18 protein-coding genes and 1 riboswitch are annotated in these 16752 nt (G+C 72.4%); of the genes, 8 read left to right on the forward strand and 10 right to left on the reverse strand.

Going from position 1 to position 16752, the window contains the following annotated elements:
• Nucleotide 1: 1 nt before the first annotated feature.
• From AB0M63_RS19730 to AB0M63_RS19760, 7 genes are all read right to left on the reverse strand, one after another.
• Nucleotides 2-769 (reverse strand): urease accessory protein UreD, encoded by a 768-nt coding sequence (locus tag AB0M63_RS19730; protein ID WP_366020251.1) that lies wholly within the window; start codon nucleotides 767-769, stop codon nucleotides 2-4.
• Entirely contained in the window at nucleotides 757-1434 is a 678-nt protein-coding gene (ureG, locus tag AB0M63_RS19735; protein WP_355904340.1) for an urease accessory protein UreG, read from the reverse strand. Before ureG ends, AB0M63_RS19730 begins: the two co-directional genes overlap by 13 nt.
• A 32-nt stretch (nucleotides 1435-1466) precedes the next feature.
• A complete protein-coding gene (locus tag AB0M63_RS19740) occupies nucleotides 1467-2141 on the reverse strand; it encodes an urease accessory UreF family protein (protein WP_366020252.1) in 675 nt (224 codons plus the stop codon).
• 16 nt (nucleotides 2142-2157) lie between these two features.
• Entirely contained in the window at nucleotides 2158-3879 is a 1722-nt protein-coding gene (locus tag AB0M63_RS19745) for an urease subunit alpha (RefSeq protein ID WP_355904334.1), read from the reverse strand.
• Nucleotides 3872-4183 carry an urease subunit beta gene (locus tag AB0M63_RS19750; protein ID WP_262059643.1) on the reverse strand — a complete coding sequence of 104 codons (312 nt, stop codon included), beginning with the start codon at nucleotides 4181-4183 and terminating at the stop codon, nucleotides 3872-3874. The genes AB0M63_RS19745 and AB0M63_RS19750 overlap by 8 nt, the downstream gene beginning before the upstream one ends.
• Before the next feature lie 10 nt (nucleotides 4184-4193).
• Entirely contained in the window at nucleotides 4194-4496 is a 303-nt protein-coding gene (locus AB0M63_RS19755; RefSeq protein ID WP_355904330.1) for an urease subunit gamma, read from the reverse strand.
• A 168-nt stretch (nucleotides 4497-4664) separates the two neighbouring features.
• On the reverse strand, nucleotides 4665-4943 hold the full coding sequence (locus tag AB0M63_RS19760; protein ID WP_355904327.1) for a type II toxin-antitoxin system Phd/YefM family antitoxin: 279 nt from the start codon (nucleotides 4941-4943) through the stop codon (nucleotides 4665-4667).
• Between the two features lie 84 nt (nucleotides 4944-5027).
• On the opposite strand from AB0M63_RS19760, the gene AB0M63_RS19765 reads away from it, so the two are divergent.
• From AB0M63_RS19765 to AB0M63_RS19775, 3 genes are all read left to right on the forward strand, one after another.
• The gene (locus AB0M63_RS19765; protein WP_355904324.1) at nucleotides 5028-5663 is read left to right on the forward strand and encodes an ATP-dependent Clp protease proteolytic subunit; all 636 of its coding nucleotides are present in this window, start codon (nucleotides 5028-5030) and stop codon (nucleotides 5661-5663) included.
• Between the two features lie 7 nt (nucleotides 5664-5670).
• Nucleotides 5671-5979, forward strand: a complete 309-nt coding sequence (locus AB0M63_RS19770) for a hypothetical protein (RefSeq protein WP_355904321.1) — start codon at nucleotides 5671-5673, stop codon at nucleotides 5977-5979.
• 339 nt (nucleotides 5980-6318) lie between these two features.
• A riboswitch (cyclic di-AMP (ydaO/yuaA leader) is annotated at nucleotides 6319-6500 on the forward strand.
• Nucleotides 6501-6503: 3 nt separating this feature from the next.
• Nucleotides 6504-6977, forward strand: a complete 474-nt coding sequence (locus AB0M63_RS19775; RefSeq protein WP_355904317.1) for a C40 family peptidase — start codon at nucleotides 6504-6506, stop codon at nucleotides 6975-6977.
• A gap of 84 nt (nucleotides 6978-7061) precedes the next feature.
• Here the strand turns inward: AB0M63_RS19775 and AB0M63_RS19780 are convergent, their stop codons facing one another.
• On the reverse strand, nucleotides 7062-7520 hold the full coding sequence (locus AB0M63_RS19780; protein ID WP_355904314.1) for an ATP-binding protein: 459 nt from the start codon (nucleotides 7518-7520) through the stop codon (nucleotides 7062-7064).
• A 212-nt stretch (nucleotides 7521-7732) separates the two neighbouring features.
• Here AB0M63_RS19780 and AB0M63_RS19785 point away from each other — a divergent pair, with 212 nt between their 5' ends.
• Both AB0M63_RS19785 and AB0M63_RS19790 read left to right on the forward strand, forming a co-directional pair.
• Nucleotides 7733-8602 (forward strand): helix-turn-helix transcriptional regulator, encoded by an 870-nt coding sequence (locus AB0M63_RS19785; RefSeq protein ID WP_355904311.1) that lies wholly within the window; start codon nucleotides 7733-7735, stop codon nucleotides 8600-8602.
• A 9-nt stretch (nucleotides 8603-8611) separates the two neighbouring features.
• Nucleotides 8612-8836, forward strand: a complete 225-nt coding sequence (locus AB0M63_RS19790) for a DUF397 domain-containing protein (protein ID WP_355904308.1) — start codon at nucleotides 8612-8614, stop codon at nucleotides 8834-8836.
• Nucleotides 8837-8877: 41 nt separating this feature from the next.
• Here AB0M63_RS19790 and AB0M63_RS19795 read toward each other — a convergent pair whose 3' ends face one another.
• Entirely contained in the window at nucleotides 8878-10005 is a 1128-nt protein-coding gene (locus tag AB0M63_RS19795) for an 8-amino-7-oxononanoate synthase (RefSeq protein ID WP_366020253.1), read from the reverse strand.
• 147 nt (nucleotides 10006-10152) lie between these two features.
• Between AB0M63_RS19795 and bioB the strand changes: the two genes are divergently transcribed.
• From bioB to bioD, 3 genes are read left to right on the forward strand one after another with little or no spacing between them, the layout of a single operon-like run.
• Nucleotides 10153-11325, forward strand: coding sequence for a biotin synthase BioB (bioB, locus tag AB0M63_RS19800; protein ID WP_366020254.1), 1173 nt, complete (start codon nucleotides 10153-10155; stop codon nucleotides 11323-11325).
• Nucleotides 11318-12607 carry an adenosylmethionine--8-amino-7-oxononanoate transaminase gene (locus AB0M63_RS19805; RefSeq protein WP_366020255.1) on the forward strand — a complete coding sequence of 430 codons (1290 nt, stop codon included), beginning with the start codon at nucleotides 11318-11320 and terminating at the stop codon, nucleotides 12605-12607. The genes bioB and AB0M63_RS19805 overlap by 8 nt, the downstream gene beginning before the upstream one ends.
• Before the next feature lies 1 nt (nucleotide 12608).
• The gene (gene bioD / locus AB0M63_RS19810) at nucleotides 12609-13349 is read left to right on the forward strand and encodes a dethiobiotin synthase (RefSeq protein WP_366020256.1); all 741 of its coding nucleotides are present in this window, start codon (nucleotides 12609-12611) and stop codon (nucleotides 13347-13349) included.
• 956 nt (nucleotides 13350-14305) lie between these two features.
• Here bioD and AB0M63_RS19815 read toward each other — a convergent pair.
• On the reverse strand, nucleotides 14306-16627 hold the full coding sequence (locus tag AB0M63_RS19815; protein ID WP_366020393.1) for a LuxR C-terminal-related transcriptional regulator: 2322 nt from the start codon (nucleotides 16625-16627) through the stop codon (nucleotides 14306-14308).
• Nucleotides 16628-16752 lie beyond the last annotated feature (125 nt).

Raw genomic sequence — 16752 nt, forward strand, 5'->3', positions numbered from 1 at the left:
CTCACCCCAGCGCCGCCAGCGCCTCGTCGAGCACCCTCCGCAACCGCAGCCCGTCCGCCGCGAGGGCCGTCACCAACACGGCGGGTCCGGCGAGCGGCGCCAGGGCCGCGCACTCCCCCAGCATGCGCGCCGCGGGCGGCTCATGCGTGAACTCCGGTCGTACGACGACGAGTTGACCCACCGCGCGATGTCCCGCGAGGACGGCGGGCCCGTCCCAGCCGCCCGGCGCTCCGGGCCCGCAGGCCAACTCCTGGTCCAGCACGGTGCGTTGGCCGATCCGCAGCACGAACCGGCTGGTGAGCCGCCCGGGTTCCTCACCGGCCCGCCCGAGCACCTGCTCCTCGCGCAGCACGAGCCGGGCGGAGGCGGCGAGTTCGACGCGGGTCGTGACAAGCAGGTCGCTGCCCCGCACGGAGATCAACTGCTCGGGCAGCCAGTGCAGTTCACCGCCCTCGGCGACGTCGATCCGCACGTCGTACCGCGACTCCCCCTTCGCCTGCCCCGGCAGCGCGATGGTCGCGGCGGCCGAGCCGACCCGCAGCCGCGCTCCTCGTGCGACCTCCGCCTCGACGGCGAAGTGGTCACCGCCGAGCGGCCCGCTCATCGCCCCGACGAGCATGACCCGCGCCTCGGCCCCGCTCGCCCGGGTCCGGCGCAGCGCGAGGGGCCCGTCGCCCGCCAGCACGGGCAGCGCGGTGCCGCCCCGTCCGTCCTCCCGGGCCACGATCCGTGCCGTGGCCCGTACCCCGGTCGCGCTCACGCCGCCCACGCGGTGAGCCGCGCCCGCACCCAGGCGGCGACGTCGGCGACGCCCGCCTCGGTCCGCAACGACTGGAGGACGACGGGCAGTTCGGCCCGCTGCGCCTTCGCGTCGGCGGCCATCCGGCCCAGATCGGAGCCGACGTACGGCGCCAGGTCGGTCTTGTTGACCACGAGCAGGTCGGCCGTGGTCACACCGGGTCCGCCCTTGCGCGGGATGTCGTCCCCGCCGGCGACGTCGATCACGAAGATCTGCGCGTCCACGAGCCCCTTGGAGAAGGTCGCGGTGAGGTTGTCCCCGCCCGACTCCACGAGGATCAGGTCCAGCGGTCCGACCGCGTCCTCCAGGTCCTCGACCGCTTCGAGGTTGGCCGAGATGTCGTCCCGGATCGCGGTGTGCGGGCACGCGCCCGTCTCCACGGCGGTGATCCGCTCGGGCGGCAACACGGCTTCCCGGAGCAGGAATTCGGCGTCCTCGCGGGTGTAGATGTCGTTGGTGACGACGGCGAGGGACAGTTCGTCGCGCAGGGCCCGGCAGAGCGCGGCGACGGTGGCGGTCTTGCCCGAACCGACCGGCCCGCCGAGGCCGATGCGCAGAGCGCGGCGGGTGCCGTCGGGACGGCGGGCGTCGGCGCTGACGGCGGCGGGGCCGTCGTGGGTGTGGTCGAGGTGCATGGGTGCGGCTCCTTCTGTTCTTCTGCGGTGCTTCAGGAGGCGAACAGGCGCACGGGCCATGCCGCATGCGCCTCCGCCCCGATCTCCAGCAACGGCGCGGCGGCGCGGGGCAGTTCGTCGATCCCGTCGGCGACCACCCGCCGGGCCGCCTCCACCGCCCGGTCGGCGACGAGGTCCAACTCCGGTGCCAACCGGGCCAGTACGGCCGTGGCGTCGAAGGGGTCGAGGCTGAGCAGCCGTACGGTCGCGGACGCCGGTCCGCTCACGCTTTCGTAGGCCGCGCAGTACGCCGCGTCCTCGGGGCCGAGTCCTGCCGCCCGGGCCACCAGGCCCAGCACCACCGGCTGATGCGCGCCCTTGGGGAACTCCCGTGCCAGGGCGTCGAGTTCGGCGGACGGCCAGGTCGCCCGGGCGGCCCGCGTCAACTGCCGGCCGAGTTTCCGTGCGGCCACCCGCAGCGCGGGCGACGGCGTCCGCGCGTCCGCCGCCCGGTCCAACTCGACCGGGTCGACGCCGAGTACGGCCGCCGCCGCCAGCGCTGCGGACACCAGCCCGGCCGTGTGCAGCCGCCCCCGGCAGAAGTCGCCGAGACTCGCCGCCCCGGTGACCCGCCCTGCCTTGACGGCCGCTTCCGCGCCGCCGGAGTGGGCGTGCCCGCCGGCGGGAAAGCGGCCGTCGGCGAGGATCAGCAGTGCGCCCCTGGACATCAGAATCCCCTGACCATCAGAAGAGGAAGTACCGCTGAGCCATGGGCAGTTCGGCGGCCGGCGTCGCCTCGACGAGTTCCCCGTCGATGTGCACGGCGAAGCTGTCGGGGTCGACCTGGACGCGAGGGCGGGCGTCGTTCTCCCGCATGTCGGCCTTGGTGACCCCGCGCGTGGACTCGATGGCGACGAACCTCTTGCCGAGGTCGAGCCGTTCGGGCAGCCCGTCCTCGATCGCCAACGGTGCGACGAAGTTGAACGAGTTGGCGGCCGGAGCCCGTCCGATCGCGCCGAACATCGGCCGCGGCAGGATCGGTTGGGGCGTCGGGATGGACGCGTTGGCGTCGCCCATCTGCGCGTAGGCGATCTGTCCGCCCTTGATGACGAGGTGCGGCTTGACGCCGAAGAACGCCGGTTCCCACAGCACGAGGTCGGCGAGCTTGCCGGTCTCGACGGAGCCGATCTCGCGGGCCAGGCCCTGGGCGAGGGCGGGGTTGATCGTGTACTTGGCGATGTAGCGCCGGACGCGGTGGTTGTCGGCCCGCCCGTCGCCGGGCAGCGCTCCGCGCCGTCGCTTCATCACATGGGCCGTCTGCCAGGTCCGCAGGATCACCTCGCCGACACGGCCCATCGCCTGCGCGTCGGAGGAGATGATCGAGATGGCGCCGAGGTCGTGGAGGATGTCCTCCGCGCCGATCGTGGAGGGGCGGATGCGGGACTCGGCGAAGGCCAGGTCCTCGGGCACCGCCGGGTTGAGGTGGTGGCAGACCATCAGCATGTCGAGGTGTTCCTCGGCGGTGTTGACGGTGTAGGGCCGGGTCGGGTTGGTCGAGCTGGGCAGCACGTGCGGCTCGGAGACCACGGTCATGATGTCCGGCGCGTGCCCGCCGCCCGCGCCTTCGGTGTGGTAGGCGTGGATGCCGCGTCCGGCGATGGCGGCGAGGGTGTCGCCGACGAACCCGGCTTCGTTCAACGTGTCGGTGTGGATGGCGACTTGGATGCCCGTGCGGTCGGCGACGGTGAGCGAGGCGTCGATGACGGCCGGGGTCGAGCCCCAGTCCTCGTGCAGCTTGAGGCCGAGGGCGCCGCCGCGGATCTGGGACAGCATCGCGTCGTGCGAGACGGTGTTGCCCTTGCCGAGGAAACCGATGTTGAGCGGGTACTGCTCCATCGCCGCCATCATCCGGGCCAGATGCCAGGGGCCGGGCGTCACGGTCGTCGCCTTGGAGCCCTCGGCGGGGCCGGTGCCGCCACCCACCAGCGTCGTGACACCGGCGGAGAGCGCCTCGTCGGCGATCTGCGGGCAGATGAAGTGGACGTGCGCGTCGACTGCGCCGGCCGTGAGGATGCGTCCGTTGCCCGCGATGACCTCGGTCTCGGGGCCGATCACCAGGTCGGGGTGGACGCCGTCCATGGTGTCGGGGTTGCCGGCCTTGCCGATCCCGGTGATCCGGCCGTCGCGGATGCCGACGTCGGCCTTGACGACGCCCCAGTGGTCGACGATCACGGCACCCGTGACGACGGTGTCGGGGGTGCCCTCCGCACGCGTGGCACGCGCCTGGCCCATCGACTCGCGGATGACCTTGCCGCCGCCGAACACGGCCTCGTCGCCGGCGAGTCCGGGACCGCCCGAGCGGTCCTCCTCGATCTCGATCAGCAGATCGGTGTCGGCGAGCCGGATCCGGTCGCCGGTGGTCGGCCCGAACAGGTCCGCGTACGCGGCACGGGAGATCTCAGGCATCGAGGGCACCTCCGGTCTCCCCGCGCAGTCCGGGCACGACACGGGCGCCGGCGAGCGGGACGAGTTCGACGTCGACGGGGATCCCCGGCTCGAAGCGCACGGCCGTACCGGCGGCGACGTTGAGCCGCTTGCCGCGCGCGGCGGCACGGTCGAATGCGAGGCCCGGGTTGGCCTCGGCAAAGTGGTAGTGGGAGCCGACCTGGACGGGCCGGTCGGCGGCGTTGAGGACGGTCATCCGTGTGACCTCACGGCCCGCGTTGTAGACGATCGGGTCGTCCGCGAACAGGATCTCGCCGGGAATCATCGAGGGCCCCTCAGACGATCGGGTCGTGGACGGTGACGAGCTTGGTGCCGTCCGGGAAGGTCGCCTCGACCTGCACGTCGTGGATCATCTCGGGGATGCCCTCCATGACGTCGTCCCTGGTGAGCAGCGTGCGCCCGGAGGCCATCAACTCGGCGACGCTGCGGCCGTCACGGGCGCCTTCGAGGATGTGCGACGTGATGAGGGCGACCGCCTCGGGGTGGTTCAGCTTCAGACCACGGGCCCGGCGCTTCTCTGCCACGTCGGCCGCCACATGGATCAGCAGCCTCTCTTGCTCGTGCGGGGTCAGTTGCACGCTCCCACCTCACAGTCCTCGCTCCGGACCGTGCGGGGTCCGGCTGCCGCAGCCCCGGGGCAAAGTCCCTGGTGGCGTGGATCGGCAGGCTAGTTGGACCGGGTTTCAAGCAAGTTAACCGAGCCGTGATCAGGGCCATCGGATCTACGCCCGTAGAGAGCGACCCCGCTAAGAGGGGTTCGGCCCCCGGTGTTCGGCCGCGATTCCGAACCGCTGGTGTTCGCGGGGAGCGGACGCGACCTCGCGCACGGCGGAGACGGCACTGACCACCCGCTCCTCGCCGGACCGGTCCAGCGCCTCCAGTCGCTCCAGGTCGGCGGCGGAGACCAGGGCGACGAGCGGCTTCCCGTGCCGTGTCACGACGACGCGTTCGGCGCCGTACACCACCCGGTTGATCAGGTCGGCGAGCTCAGCCCTGGCTTGCGTCACCGGAATCTCGTAGGCCATGAGGCCATCATACGTTCCATACGTCCTGTACATTTTGTACAGAGCCGGTCTTCGCAGAGAGTCCGGCCGGAGAGGGGCTGTGCCATGACCCGACCGTCCGCCCGCCACGTCCTGCCCGAGTTCACCGAGCGCACCAGCAACGGGCACCGGACACTCGACCCGTACTCGAAGCTCCTGGAGGAGCGGATCGTCTTCCTCGGGACGCCGATCGACGACATCTCGGCGAACGATGTGATGGCCCAGTTCATGCACCTCGAACACCAGGCACCGGACCGGGACATCTCGCTGTACATCAACTCGCCCGGCGGCTCGTTCACCGCGATGTCGGCGATCTACGACACGCTCCAGTACGTCAGTTGCGACGTGGAGACGATCTGCCTGGGCCAGGCCGGCTCGTCCGCCGCGGTGCTGCTGGCGGCGGGGACGCCGGGCAAGCGGTCCGCGCTGCCGGGGGCGCGGATGGTGATCCGCCAGCCCTCGCTGCCCGAGCCGGTCCAGGGTCAGGCGAGTGATCTCGCCATCCAGGCCGAGGAGTTGGCGCGCACCCGGTCCCGGCTGGAGGAACTGCTGGCGCGTCATACGGGCCGGGCGGTGGAGCAGGTGAGCGCGGACATCGAGCGGGACCGGATCCTGGACGCCCAACAGGCCCTGGAATACGGCCTGGTGGACCGGATCGTGCCCAGCCGCAGGACCTCGCTCACCGAGCCGGGCGGGGAGTGAGCCCGCGATGCTGCCGCCGGAGCTTCCGCCGCTGCCCGCGCTGACGCGTGCCGAGGGCGAGTTGATCGACCGTTATCTGGATGTGGCCGATCTGCTGGGCCGTATCAACCCGGCGCATCACGGGGACACGTACCGTGGCCTGAGGGCCGCTCAGGCACTCGTGGCCAAGGCGGCCGAGCTGCGGGACGCGCTGGCCCTGATGCACCAGCGGGGCGAGACCGAGCTGCACGCCCCCACCCTCGCGCGGGCGCTGCGCGTGCTGGACGGGGAGCGCCGCACGGCTCGCGTCACCGTCCCCGCGCCCTCCGACAGTTGAGGCACGCCGAGACCTCGCGGGCGTGGGCGAAACGGGCCGAACGGCTTACCCCTGATCGGAGTAGCCGCTCCTCCGTCCGTGAGGCCGCCGGGCTTGCGCAACTGGCGTAGACCGAGGGCCGGATGAGGTGCTCCGGTGCTGGTCCGAGGGGTGCACACCCCTCGACACCCCTTCGAACACTGGGGTGTCCACCCGAACGGGTGAGTGGTGAGTAACCCCACAAATCCCCGGTTCCGTTGGGATTTTCGGACATCGATAGGTGAAGATCCCTGTCTGACGACAAGACCCCGCCGCAGCGGCGGGGCGATCCGGGCGGACGCCGAGTCCTGCCGCCGCCCGGATGACAGGTCGACAGGATTGCATCGGCAGGAGTGGAGGACCCAAGCACGACGGGTCGCCGGGACGGTCACGCCATGACCGGGTCGAGCAGCCCTTGGGGTGAAGCCGCGAGTCTGCGGCCGGGCAACTTCGCCAGCCCGAATCCGACAGGTCATCCTTCACAGGCGGCTGACGAAGGGTTGCGCATGACTGCGCTCAATCGTGTCCCGTCGCTGATGGTCCGGGCCGGTACGGCCTCGGCCTTCGCCATCGCCGCCGTGGGCGGCTCCGTCGTGATCCCGGGCGTCGCATCCGACGCCGCGGCCGCGACACCCGCGACGAAGGCACTCCAGGTGGCCGCTTCCAAGAAGGGCTCCCCCTACCGGTACGGCGCCACCGGGCCGAGCCGCTTCGACTGCTCCGGGCTGACGCTCTACTCGTACAAGAAGGCGGGCAAGAGGCTGCCCCGTACGGCGGCCCAGCAGTACAACAAGACCCACCACGTCTCGGCCAAGGGCCGCAAGGCCGGGGACCTGGTGTTCTTCCACTCGGGTTCCAGCGTCTACCACGTCGGCATCTACGCCGGGAAGGGAAAGATCTGGCACGCCCCGAAGACCGGGGACGTGGTGCGCTTGCAGAAGATCTGGACCAAGAGCGTCTGGTACGGCCGGGTCAGCTGACCCTCGCTGAACCTCCCGAGGGGGTGGCGGCCACCTGACGGGCCGCCACCCCCTCGGGTGTTCCCGAAACGTTTTCAGGGCGTTCTACGGCTCCTGCTGGCCCGCCGCGGTCACCGGCCGGGCCGGGACCGTCCAGGGCACCTCGATGGAGACCGTCTTGCCGCCCTCCCTGGTGGGCCTGACCTTGAGTTTGCCGCCGCACTCCGCGGTCAGCCAGCGGATGATGACCATGCCCCGGCCGTTGTCCTGCTGGACGGCGGCCGGCAGGCGTTTGGGGAAGCGGGGGTGGCTGTCGGTGACTCCGATGCGCAGGTGTTCGTCACGCTCCAGCTCGATGTCCACCGTGAAGGTGGGTGACTGTCCGAAGGTGTGCTGTACGGCGTTGGTGGCGAGTTCGGAGACGATGAGGCGGATGGTGTCGGCGGCCTCCGTGTCCGCCGGCAGTCCCCATTCCACGAGGGTCCCGACCACGTAGGTGCGGGCGGTGGAGACCGAGGCGGGATCGCTCGGCAGAGTGACGGATGCTTCCAGATGGTCTGCCATGGCGCGGTCGTCCCTTTCCCGCGGGACCGGTGTCCGACACGGAGCGGATGGTTCGAGTACGGTCCCGGACTGGTGCTTCTTCGCCAGACTGCCATTACCTCGGCGGTAACGGTGCCGATCCACCAAGATATGCATATATCTGTCGCTCGAAGCGGTGAACTCTGCGACCTCAGACCGTATTTGGGCGGCTCGGAAGGAGTAAGGAGAAACCCATGCAGTACGGTCCCGCGGTGCGCCGCCGGAAACTGGGCGCCGAACTCCGCGCGTTGCGTGCGGAAGCGGGGCTCACCAGTGGGGAGGCGGCCCGGCTGGTCGGTTGGCACCAGTCGAAGGTGAGCCGGATCGAGACGGGCGCGAGTGGCGTGAAACCGCCTGACGTCCGGTTACTTCTGGACGCCTATCAGGTCGGTGACGCGCAGCTCCGGGACATGCTGCTCGTGCTCGCGGGCTCGGACGACGGCGGCGGCCGGCACCACTGGTGGCACGCCTATCGCGGTGTACTGCCGCCCGCCTACCGGGACTTCATCAGCCTGGAGTCACAGGCCAGCACGATCCGCACGCTGGAGACGTCGGTGGTCCCCGGTCTGCTGCAGACGCCCGAGTACGCCCGGGCGGTGACCCGGGCCGCGGTGGGCGGTCTCGACAACGACGGGCCCGAGCGGCTCGACACGCTGGTGCGGGTGCGGCTGGCCCGGCAGGACGTGCTGCGCGCGGATCCGCCGCTGTCGCTCAGCGTGGTCCTCGACGAGGCGGTGCTGCGGCGGGAGGTCGGCGGGCCGGGCGTGATGGCGCGGCAGCTCGACCGGCTCGTGGAGGCCGCGCGCCTGCCCCAAGTCAGGCTTCAGGTACTGCCGTTCGCCGCAGGAGCGCACATCGGCATCACCGGCCCTTTCGTTATCTTCTCCTTTCCGAGCACTTCTGATCTGGACGTGGTTGTTCTCGACCACTTGACGAGTAGCCTCTACCTCGAACGGAAAGAAGACCTAGAGGCCTACAGCGAGGCCTTCAACACCCTTCAGTTCCACGCCCTTTCGCCCGAGGATTCGTTGGATCACATCGCCGGGATAGGTGACGGCTCGTAAGGAGGCACCATGTCTGCACTGCCTCGGAACGTACCTTCCAGTACCGAACTGTCCGGTGTGCGGTGGCTGCGCAGCAGCTACAGCACGGGAGCGAACAACTGCGTCGAGGCGGCCCGTCCGCGCTCAGGCCCCGCCACGGGGCTGCTCGCCGTACGCGACTCGAAGGACCCGCAAGGGCCCGCCCTGCTCTTCTCCCCCGAGAGCTGGACGGGCTTCCTCACCGCGTTCCACTGATCTGTTCCCCCGTCAGCGGCACACGGCCGTGTCACGCCGACTCATGGTCGCGTCTCGCCGATCACACGTACAGCGCGTTCGATCTCGGCCCCGGAGAGGTCCGCTCGGGCGGTCAGCCTGAGCCGTGAGATGCCGTCGGGCACGGAAGGAGGACGGAAGCAGCCCACGGCCAGCCCTGCCGTACGGCAGTCGGCCGCCCAGCGGACGGCCGCCTCCGGGGACGGTGCCCGCACGGAGACCACCGCGGCGTCCGGACGTACCGCTTCCAGACCCGCGGCGGTCAGGCGTGCGTGCAGTTCGCCCGCCACCGCGCGGGCCCGCGCGGCCCGCTCGGGCTCCCGCCGCAGCAGGGTGAGCGCGGCCAGTGCGGCGCCGGCCGCCGCCGGGGCGAGACCGGTGTCGAAGATGAACGTCCGTGCCGCGTTGACCAGGTGGTCGATCACCCGAGCCGGACCGAGCACGGCCCCGCCCTGGCTGCCAAGCGACTTGGACAGCGTGACGGTCACGACCACGTCCTCGGCCCCCGCGAGCCCCGCCGCGTACGGCGCCCCGCGCCCGCCGTCGCCCAGCACCCCGAGCCCGTGCGCGTCGTCGAGCAGCAGCCCGGCCCCGCGCTCCCGGCACGCCTCGGCGAGCGCGGCGACCGGCGCCGCGTCCCCGTCCACCGAGAACACCGAGTCGGACACCACGACGGCCTGCCCGTCGTGCGTCCGCAGCGCCTTGCGCACCCCTTCCGGATCGGCGTGCCCTACGACCTGGGTGCCGCCCCGGGCCAGCCTGCAGCCGTCGATGAGGGAGGCGTGGTTGCCCGCGTCGGAGACGATCAGCGAGCCGTGCGGTGCGAGGGTGGTGACCGCGGCGAGGTTGGCCGCGTAGCCGGAGGAGAAGACGAGGGCCGCCTCGAACCCGCAGAACTCGGCCAGTTCACGCTCCAGTTGAGCGTGCAGCTCCGTCGTACCGGTGACGAGCCGCGACCCCGTGGACCCTCCGCCCCAGGTACGCGCCGCCGCCGCGGCCCCCTCGACGACCTCGGGGTGGTGGGCCAGACCCAGGTAGTCGTTGCTCGCGAGATCGAGGAGCGGCGAGTCGGCGGGACGCGGCCGCAGGGTCCGTACGAGCCCGGCGCGGCGGCGCTGCTCCGCCTGGTCGTCGATCCAGCCGAACGCCATGGTTCCTCCGGGGCTTTTGTAGGCAGTGCACAGACACTAATCGGACGACCGGCCGCCCAGGATGTGGCAATACCCACACACCCAACCCTGTGTCTTGTCCGATCTCTCCTTGGCCGAGGGCGGTTCCGTAGGACAGGATCGGGCCTCATGGACCTGCTGAACACGCTCGTGGACAAGGGGCTTCGGCGCGAGCTGCCGACCCGCGCGGAAGCTCTCGCCGTCCTCTCGACCTCCGACGACGACCTGCTGGATGTCGTGGCCGCGGCCGGAAAGGTGCGCCGGCACTGGTTCGGCCGACGGGTGAAGCTCAACTATCTCGTCAACCTCAAGTCCGGCCTGTGCCCCGAGGACTGCTCGTACTGCTCGCAGCGGCTCGGCTCCAAGGCCGACATCCTGAAGTACACGTGGCTGAAACCCGACGATGCCTCGAAGGCCGCGGCGGCCGGAGTGGCGGGCGGCGCCAAGCGGGTCTGCCTGGTGGCCTCCGGCCGGGGTCCGACCGACCGGGACGTGGACCGGGTCGCGGGCACCATCAAGGCGATCAAGGACCAGAACGAGGGCGTCGAGGTGTGCGCCTGTCTCGGTCTCCTCTCCGACGGCCAGGCCGACCGGCTGCGCGAGGCGGGCGCGGACGCCTACAACCACAACCTCAACACGTCCGAGGGGACGTACGGGGACATCACGACCACCCACACGTACGCCGACCGCGTCGACACCGTGCAGAAGGCGCACGCTGCGGGCCTCTCCGCCTGCTCCGGCCTGATCGCCGGTATGGGAGAGACCGACGAGGACCTGGTCGACGTCGTCTTCTCACTGCGCGAGCTGGACCCCGACTCCGTCCCGGTGAACTTCCTGATCCCGATGGAGGGCACCCCGCTCGCCGCCGAGTGGCACCTCACCCCGCAGCGCTGTCTGCGCATCCTCGCGATGGTGCGGTTCGTGTGCCCGGACGTCGAGGTGCGGATCGCGGGCGGCCGTGAGGTCCACCTGCGCACGATGCAGCCCCTCGCCCTGAACCTCGCCAACTCGATCTTCCTCGGCGACTACCTCACCAGCGAGGGCCAGGCCGGCCAGGCCGACCTGGAGATGATCGCGGACGCGGGCTTCGAGGTGGAGGGCGCGGGCGAGGTGACGCTGCCGGAGCACCGGGCGACGGCGGGCGGTTGCGGCTCGCACGCGGAGGCCGGTGCGGGCTGCGGGTCGCACGAGGGTGCGGGCGTCTGTGGCTCGGCTCCCGCGCCGCAGGTCGACGAGGTCCGCCGGGACCTGGTCTCCGTACGCCGTCGAGGTGCCGGAACGGATCTCGCGCCCAATGCCTGACCGGACCGCCCTGCCCGTCCCGGAGCTGCTGGAACTGGACCGGCGGCACGTCTGGCATCCCTACGGTCCGATGCCCGGCCGCGTCGAACCGCTCGTCGTCGAGTCGGCGAGCGGGGTGCGGCTGCGGCTCGCGGACGGCTCGGGCGAGCTGGTCGACGGGATGTCGTCCTGGTGGTCGGCGATCCACGGCTACAACCACCCCGTGCTCAACGAGGCCGCGCGAGAGCAGCTCGGCCGGATGAGCCATGTGATGTTCGGCGGGCTCACCCACGAGCCCGCCGTACGGCTGGCGAAGCTCCTTGTCGACATGTCTCCCGACGGCCTGGAGCATGTGTTCCTGGCCGACTCGGGCTCGGTGTCGGTCGAGGTCGCGGTGAAGATGTGCCTCCAGTACTGGCGCTCCCTCGGCCGCCCGGCCAAGCAGCGCCTGCTGACCTGGCGCGGCGGCTATCACGGGGACACCTGGCAGCCGATGTCGGTGTGCGACCCCGAGGGCGGGATGCACGAGCTGTGGTCGGGGGTGCTGCCGCGGCAGGTGTTCGTGGACGCGCCTCCGGACGGGTACGAGGAGTCGTACGCCGACGAACTGCGCTCGGCGATCGAGCGGCACGCGCACGAACTGGCCGCGGTGATCGTGGAGCCGGTGGTGCAGGGCGCGGGCGGGATGCGGTTCCACTCCCCCGCGTATCTGCGGGTGCTGCGCGAGGCGTGCGACGCGCACGACGTGCTGCTGGTGTTCGACGAGATCGCCACCGGCTTCGGCCGCACGGGCGCGCTGTTCGCGGCGGACCACGCGGCCGTCACACCGGACGTGATGTGCGTGGGCAAGGCGTTGACCGGCGGCTATATGACGATGGCGGCGACGCTGTGCACGTCCCGCGTGGCCGAGGGAATCTCGCGCGGCGAGGTGCCGGTGCTGGCCCACGGTCCGACGTTCATGGGCAATCCCCTGGCGGCGGCCGTGGCCTGCGCCTCGCTCGAACTCCTCCTGAACCAGGACTGGTTGACGGAGGTCAAGCGCATCGAGGCGGGCCTGCGGGAGGGCCTGGCCCCTGCCTCACGCATCCCCGGCGTCCGGGACGTCCGCGTCCTCGGCGCCATCGGCGTGGTCCAGCTCGACCACGACGTCGACATGAAGGCCGCCACGGACGCGGCCGTCCGCGAGGGCGTGTGGCTACGGCCGTTCCGCGACCTCGTCTACACGATGCCGCCGTACGTCACGGGCGACGCCGACCTCGCTCGGATCGCCCGCGCGGTGTGCGCGGCGGCACGGGAGGGATGACATGCCGGTACTGGTGATCACGGGCACGGGCACGGAGATCGGCAAGACGATCACCACGGCAGCGGTGGCCGCCACGGCCCTCGCGACGGGGCGCACGGTGGCAGTCCTGAAGCCCGCCCAGACGGGTCTACGGCCCGACGAGCGCGGGGACGCCGACGAGGTCGCCCGCCTCGCGGGTGCCGTGACGCCCGCCGAACTCGCGCGCTTCCCCGAGCCGTTGGCACCGGGCACGGCGGCGCGGCGGGCCGGTATGGCTCCGGTCCGCCCGCACGAAGTGGCGGAAGCGGCGCAGAAGTTGGCCACCGAGCACGATCTGGTGCTGGTCGAGGGAGCGGGCGGGCTGCTCGTCCGCTTCGACCCGGAGGGCGGCACGCTGGCGGACGCGGCACGGTTGCTGGGGGCGCCGGTCCTGGTCGTGGCATCGGCGGGTCTCGGCACCCTGAACACGACGGAACTGACGTCCCGTGAACTCCGTTCCCAGGGCCTCGACTTGCTGGGTGTGGTCATCGGCAGCTGGCCCACCGAGCCCGATCTCGCCACCCGTTGCAATGTGGCCGACCTGCCGGAGGTGGCCGGGGCACCCCTGCTCGGCGCACTACCGGAGGGCGCGGGCGCTCTCACACCGGCCGACTTCCGTGCCGGGGCGCCGAGTTGGCTGGCGGCGCGGCTGGACGGGACGTGGGACGCGGAGGGATTCCGGAGGCGGGAGGCGGCACCTTCCTGGGACGGCGGCGCGGCTTAGAGGACTCCGCTTCGGGGGGGGGCCGTCGGTCCTCCGGTGGGGGCGTGCCCCTTCGACGGGCGGCGCCCTACGGCGAGCGGGTCGCGGGCGTCCCCGGTAGGCAGGCCCCGCCTCGCATCACATGCGGCGCCTTCGCGGGACGGTCGCGCGGCATAGCGAACTCCGCATCGGCGGACTGCCGGCCCTGCGGCGAGCGGTCCACAGAGCGTCCCCCGCAGGCGCGCCCAACCTCGCACCACATGCAGCACCTTCACAGGACGGGTGACGCGGCAGACTCCCCTTCGGCGGCCTCTCGGCCCTGCGGCGAGCAGTCGGCAGCGCCTCCCCACCAGGCGCGCCCCCACCTCGCACCACATGCGCCGCCTTCGCGGGACGGCGGCGCGGCCTAGGAGACTCCAAATCGGCGGACTGCCGTCCTACGGCGAGCGGCCCACAGGGCGCCTCCGGCAGGCGCGCCCCACCTCGCACCACACCCGGCACCTTCACAGGACAGCGGCGCGGCTTAGCAGACCCCGCGTCGGCGGAGCTGCCTCTCCGGCGTGCGACCCACAGAGCGTCCCCCGTAGGCACGCCCCACCTGGCACCACACGCGGCACCTTCACAGGACGGGTGACGCGGCATAGCAGACTCCACATCGGCAGGCTCTCGGCCCTGCGGTGACCAGCCGCCAGGGCCTCCCCACCAGGCGCGCCCCCGCCTCACATCACATGCGCCGCCTACCCAGGATGGCAGCGCGGCCTAACAGACCCCGCATCCGCGGACTGCCAGCCCCACGGCCAGCGGCCCACAGGGCGCGTCCCCCGTAGGCACGCCCCACCTCGCACCACACCCGGCACCTTCACAGGACAGCGGCGCGGCTTAGCAGACCCCGCGTCGGCGGAATCGGCCCTCCGGCGAGCCGTCCGCAGGTCTCCCCGCCAGGCGCGCCCCGCCTCGCATCGCGTACGGCGCGCGCTCTACGACGCCTCTCCCTCGGCGAGCAGTCGTACCAGTTCGATCCGCGACCGGATGCCCAACCGGCTGAAGACACCGCGGAGATGGTGGTCGATCGTGCGCGGGCTGAGGGCGAGGCGGACGGCGATCTCGCGGTTGGTGGCGCCGTCGGCGGCCATGCGGGCGACCATCAGTTGCTGGGCCGTGAGGCGAGCGGCAGGTGTGGGGAGGGCGGTCGCGCCCACCGGTGTGCCGAGGGCGCGGAGTTCGGCGCGGGCCTGGGCGGCGCAGTGCGGGGCGCCGAAGGACTCGAAGGCCTCCAGCGAGGTGTGCAGCCGGTCGCGGGCCTCGGTGCGGCGGCGCAGTCGGCGCAGCGCACCGCCGAACAGCAGCTCGGTGCGGGCCCGTTCGAAGTCGCGGGTGCCGCGCGCGTGCAGGTCGAGGGCGTGGCGGTAGTGCTCGACGGCTTCGTCACCGGGTGCGAGCAGGGCCCGGCAGCGGGCGCTGAGGGCGAGGTCGTCGGGGCTGCGGACGGCCCGGGCCCAGCGGTCGTAGTCGGCGTGTGCGGCGCGGGCGATCCGGGTGTCGCCGCTGCGGGCGGCGGCCTCGACGTAGTGCGGGGTGGCCAGGTGGCGGATCGCGCGGTGGCCGTGGCCCGGGCCGAACCCGGCGAGCGCGCGCAGCCGGGCCGCTGCGGCGGCGAACCGTCCGCTGCTGAGGTCGAGGTAGGCGAGCGCCCACTGGGCGAGCGCGGCGGGCAGTCCCAGCCCGCGGCCGAGGGCGTAGGCGCGGGTGGCGGCGGCCCGTTCCCGGCAGAGGTCGCCGTCGCCGGTGAGGGCCGCGAACATGGCGAGGGCGGCCTGCAGATGGCAGGCGCCGTTGTCCTGGCCGGTGGCGTGGGCCTGCCACAGGGCGTCGGCCGTGGCCGTCTCGGCGGCCTTCGGGTGCCCGGTCCAGAACTCGGCGTAGGCCCGGAACTCCATCGCCTGCGCCACGACCACGGTGGTGCCCCGGGCCCGGGCCGAGGCCGCCGCCCGCACGGTGGCGGTGGTGGCGCGGGTGTGGTCGCCGAGCATCAGCGCGGCGATCCCGGCGTGGATGAGGAGGGTGGGGTCGCCGCCGGGCCCGCACCGCCCGGCGGCCGCCTTGAGCAGGTCCCGCGCGTCCTCGTACCGGCCCTCGAAGGCGGCGGCCAGTCCCGCGAGCGTCCCGTGCGGCACGATCCCGAGCCGGGAGGCGACGGCCGCCGCCTCCCGGCACCGTCTCAGGTCCCCGGTGTAGACGGCGGCCTCGGTGGCGCGGGCGAGGAGGTGAACGGCGTGATCCGGCGCGGGAGTTCGGGGTGCGGCCGGCCTGCGGGGTGCCCCGGCCGACGGCGATCGTTCAGCCGGCCCCGGCACTTCGACCGATCGCGGCGCGCCGGCCGTTCGAGGTGCGTCAGCCGTTCGAGGTGCGTCAGCCGTTCGACGTGCCGCGGTCGATTCAGGTGCCGCGGTCGATCCTGGTGCCGCGGTCGATCGACGTGTTGCGGTCGATCCGGACGTCGGTCCCGGTTCCGCGCCGGATTCCTCCGGCTCCCGCCGCGCCACCGCGATCAGCAGCGCGTCGAACGCCTCGGCCGCGTTGCCGGCCCGTAGCGCGAACACCCCGTTCAGCGCGTCGCTGTCGGTCGCGGCGGCGAGTCTTCGGGCCCGGTCGCCCTCGCCGGACTGCCATGCGTCGCCGGCGGCGCGGTTGAGGAGGCGGGACTGTTCGCGGGGGTCGCGGCAGAGGGCGGCGGCGCGTTCCACCAGGGCGCAGGCGAGGGCGTGTTCACCGGCGTCGCGGGCCCGCTGCGCGGCCGTGCGGAGTTCCGCGGTGAGCCGCGTGCTGGGGCCGAGCGCGCCCGCGCCCCGGTGCCAGGAGCGCCTGGGCGTCTCGCCCTCGGCGCGCAACACCCGTGCCAGCAGCCGGTGGACGTCCCGCCGGTCCGCCGGGGAGCCGGTCTCGTAGGCGGCGATCCGCGTCCACGCGTCGCGGAAGACGACTCCGCCCGCTGTCGCGTGCGCGACCCCGGCCGTCTCGGCGGCTTCCAGGTGCCGGGTGTCGAGCCGGCCCGCGGCGACGGCGCGCAGGAAGGCGTGGGTGGGGACCGGGTACTGGTCCGCCGCCGCGAGCAGCAGGAGCAGGCGGGTGCCGTCGGGCAGCGTCCGGATCTCCCGTCGGTGCCGGCTCAGCAACTCCGGTGCCAGGGAGGCCGGTTCGGTGGGGAGGGGGTCGTGGCCCGCGGCCTGGCGCGGGGTCAGGCGCGGGAGGAGTTCGGCGGCGGCGCGCGGATCGCCGTAGGCCGCGCGCAACACCCGGATGCGGACGCCTTCGGGGAGCGCGGGATGGCCGGTTCGCCCCGTGTCGGTGCGCGACGGTGCCGAAGTGCGGTCCAGAGGTGGGGGGTTCACTGGTGTCACCACACAACTGACGTTACTGGCGAGTT

Source organism: Streptomyces sp. NPDC051576 (assembly GCF_040681835.1).
Classification (GTDB): Bacteria; Actinomycetota; Actinomycetes; order Streptomycetales; family Streptomycetaceae; genus Streptomyces.

Coding starts and splice junctions, on each gene's coding strand:
- ureG (WP_355904340.1), bottom strand. CDS start 1,434: ATGCACCTCGACCACACCCACGACGGCCCCGCCGCCGTCAGCGCCGAC.
- AB0M63_RS19740 (WP_366020252.1), bottom strand. CDS start 2,141: ATGTCCAGGGGCGCACTGCTGATCCTCGCCGACGGCCGCTTTCCCGCC.
- AB0M63_RS19745 (WP_355904334.1), bottom strand. CDS start 3,879: ATGCCTGAGATCTCCCGTGCCGCGTACGCGGACCTGTTCGGGCCGACC.
- AB0M63_RS19750 (WP_262059643.1), bottom strand. CDS start 4,183: ATGATTCCCGGCGAGATCCTGTTCGCGGACGACCCGATCGTCTACAAC.
- AB0M63_RS19760 (WP_355904327.1), bottom strand. CDS start 4,943: ATGGCCTACGAGATTCCGGTGACGCAAGCCAGGGCTGAGCTCGCCGAC.
- AB0M63_RS19765 (WP_355904324.1), top strand. CDS start 5,028: ATGACCCGACCGTCCGCCCGCCACGTCCTGCCCGAGTTCACCGAGCGC.
- AB0M63_RS19770 (WP_355904321.1), top strand. CDS start 5,671: ATGCTGCCGCCGGAGCTTCCGCCGCTGCCCGCGCTGACGCGTGCCGAG.
- AB0M63_RS19775 (WP_355904317.1), top strand. CDS start 6,504: ATGACTGCGCTCAATCGTGTCCCGTCGCTGATGGTCCGGGCCGGTACG.
- AB0M63_RS19780 (WP_355904314.1), bottom strand. CDS start 7,520: ATGGCAGACCATCTGGAAGCATCCGTCACTCTGCCGAGCGATCCCGCC.
- AB0M63_RS19785 (WP_355904311.1), top strand. CDS start 7,733: ATGCAGTACGGTCCCGCGGTGCGCCGCCGGAAACTGGGCGCCGAACTC.
- AB0M63_RS19790 (WP_355904308.1), top strand. CDS start 8,612: ATGTCTGCACTGCCTCGGAACGTACCTTCCAGTACCGAACTGTCCGGT.
- AB0M63_RS19795 (WP_366020253.1), bottom strand. CDS start 10,005: ATGGCGTTCGGCTGGATCGACGACCAGGCGGAGCAGCGCCGCCGCGCC.
- bioB (WP_366020254.1), top strand. CDS start 10,153: ATGGACCTGCTGAACACGCTCGTGGACAAGGGGCTTCGGCGCGAGCTG.
- AB0M63_RS19805 (WP_366020255.1), top strand. CDS start 11,318: ATGCCTGACCGGACCGCCCTGCCCGTCCCGGAGCTGCTGGAACTGGAC.
- bioD (WP_366020256.1), top strand. CDS start 12,609: ATGCCGGTACTGGTGATCACGGGCACGGGCACGGAGATCGGCAAGACG.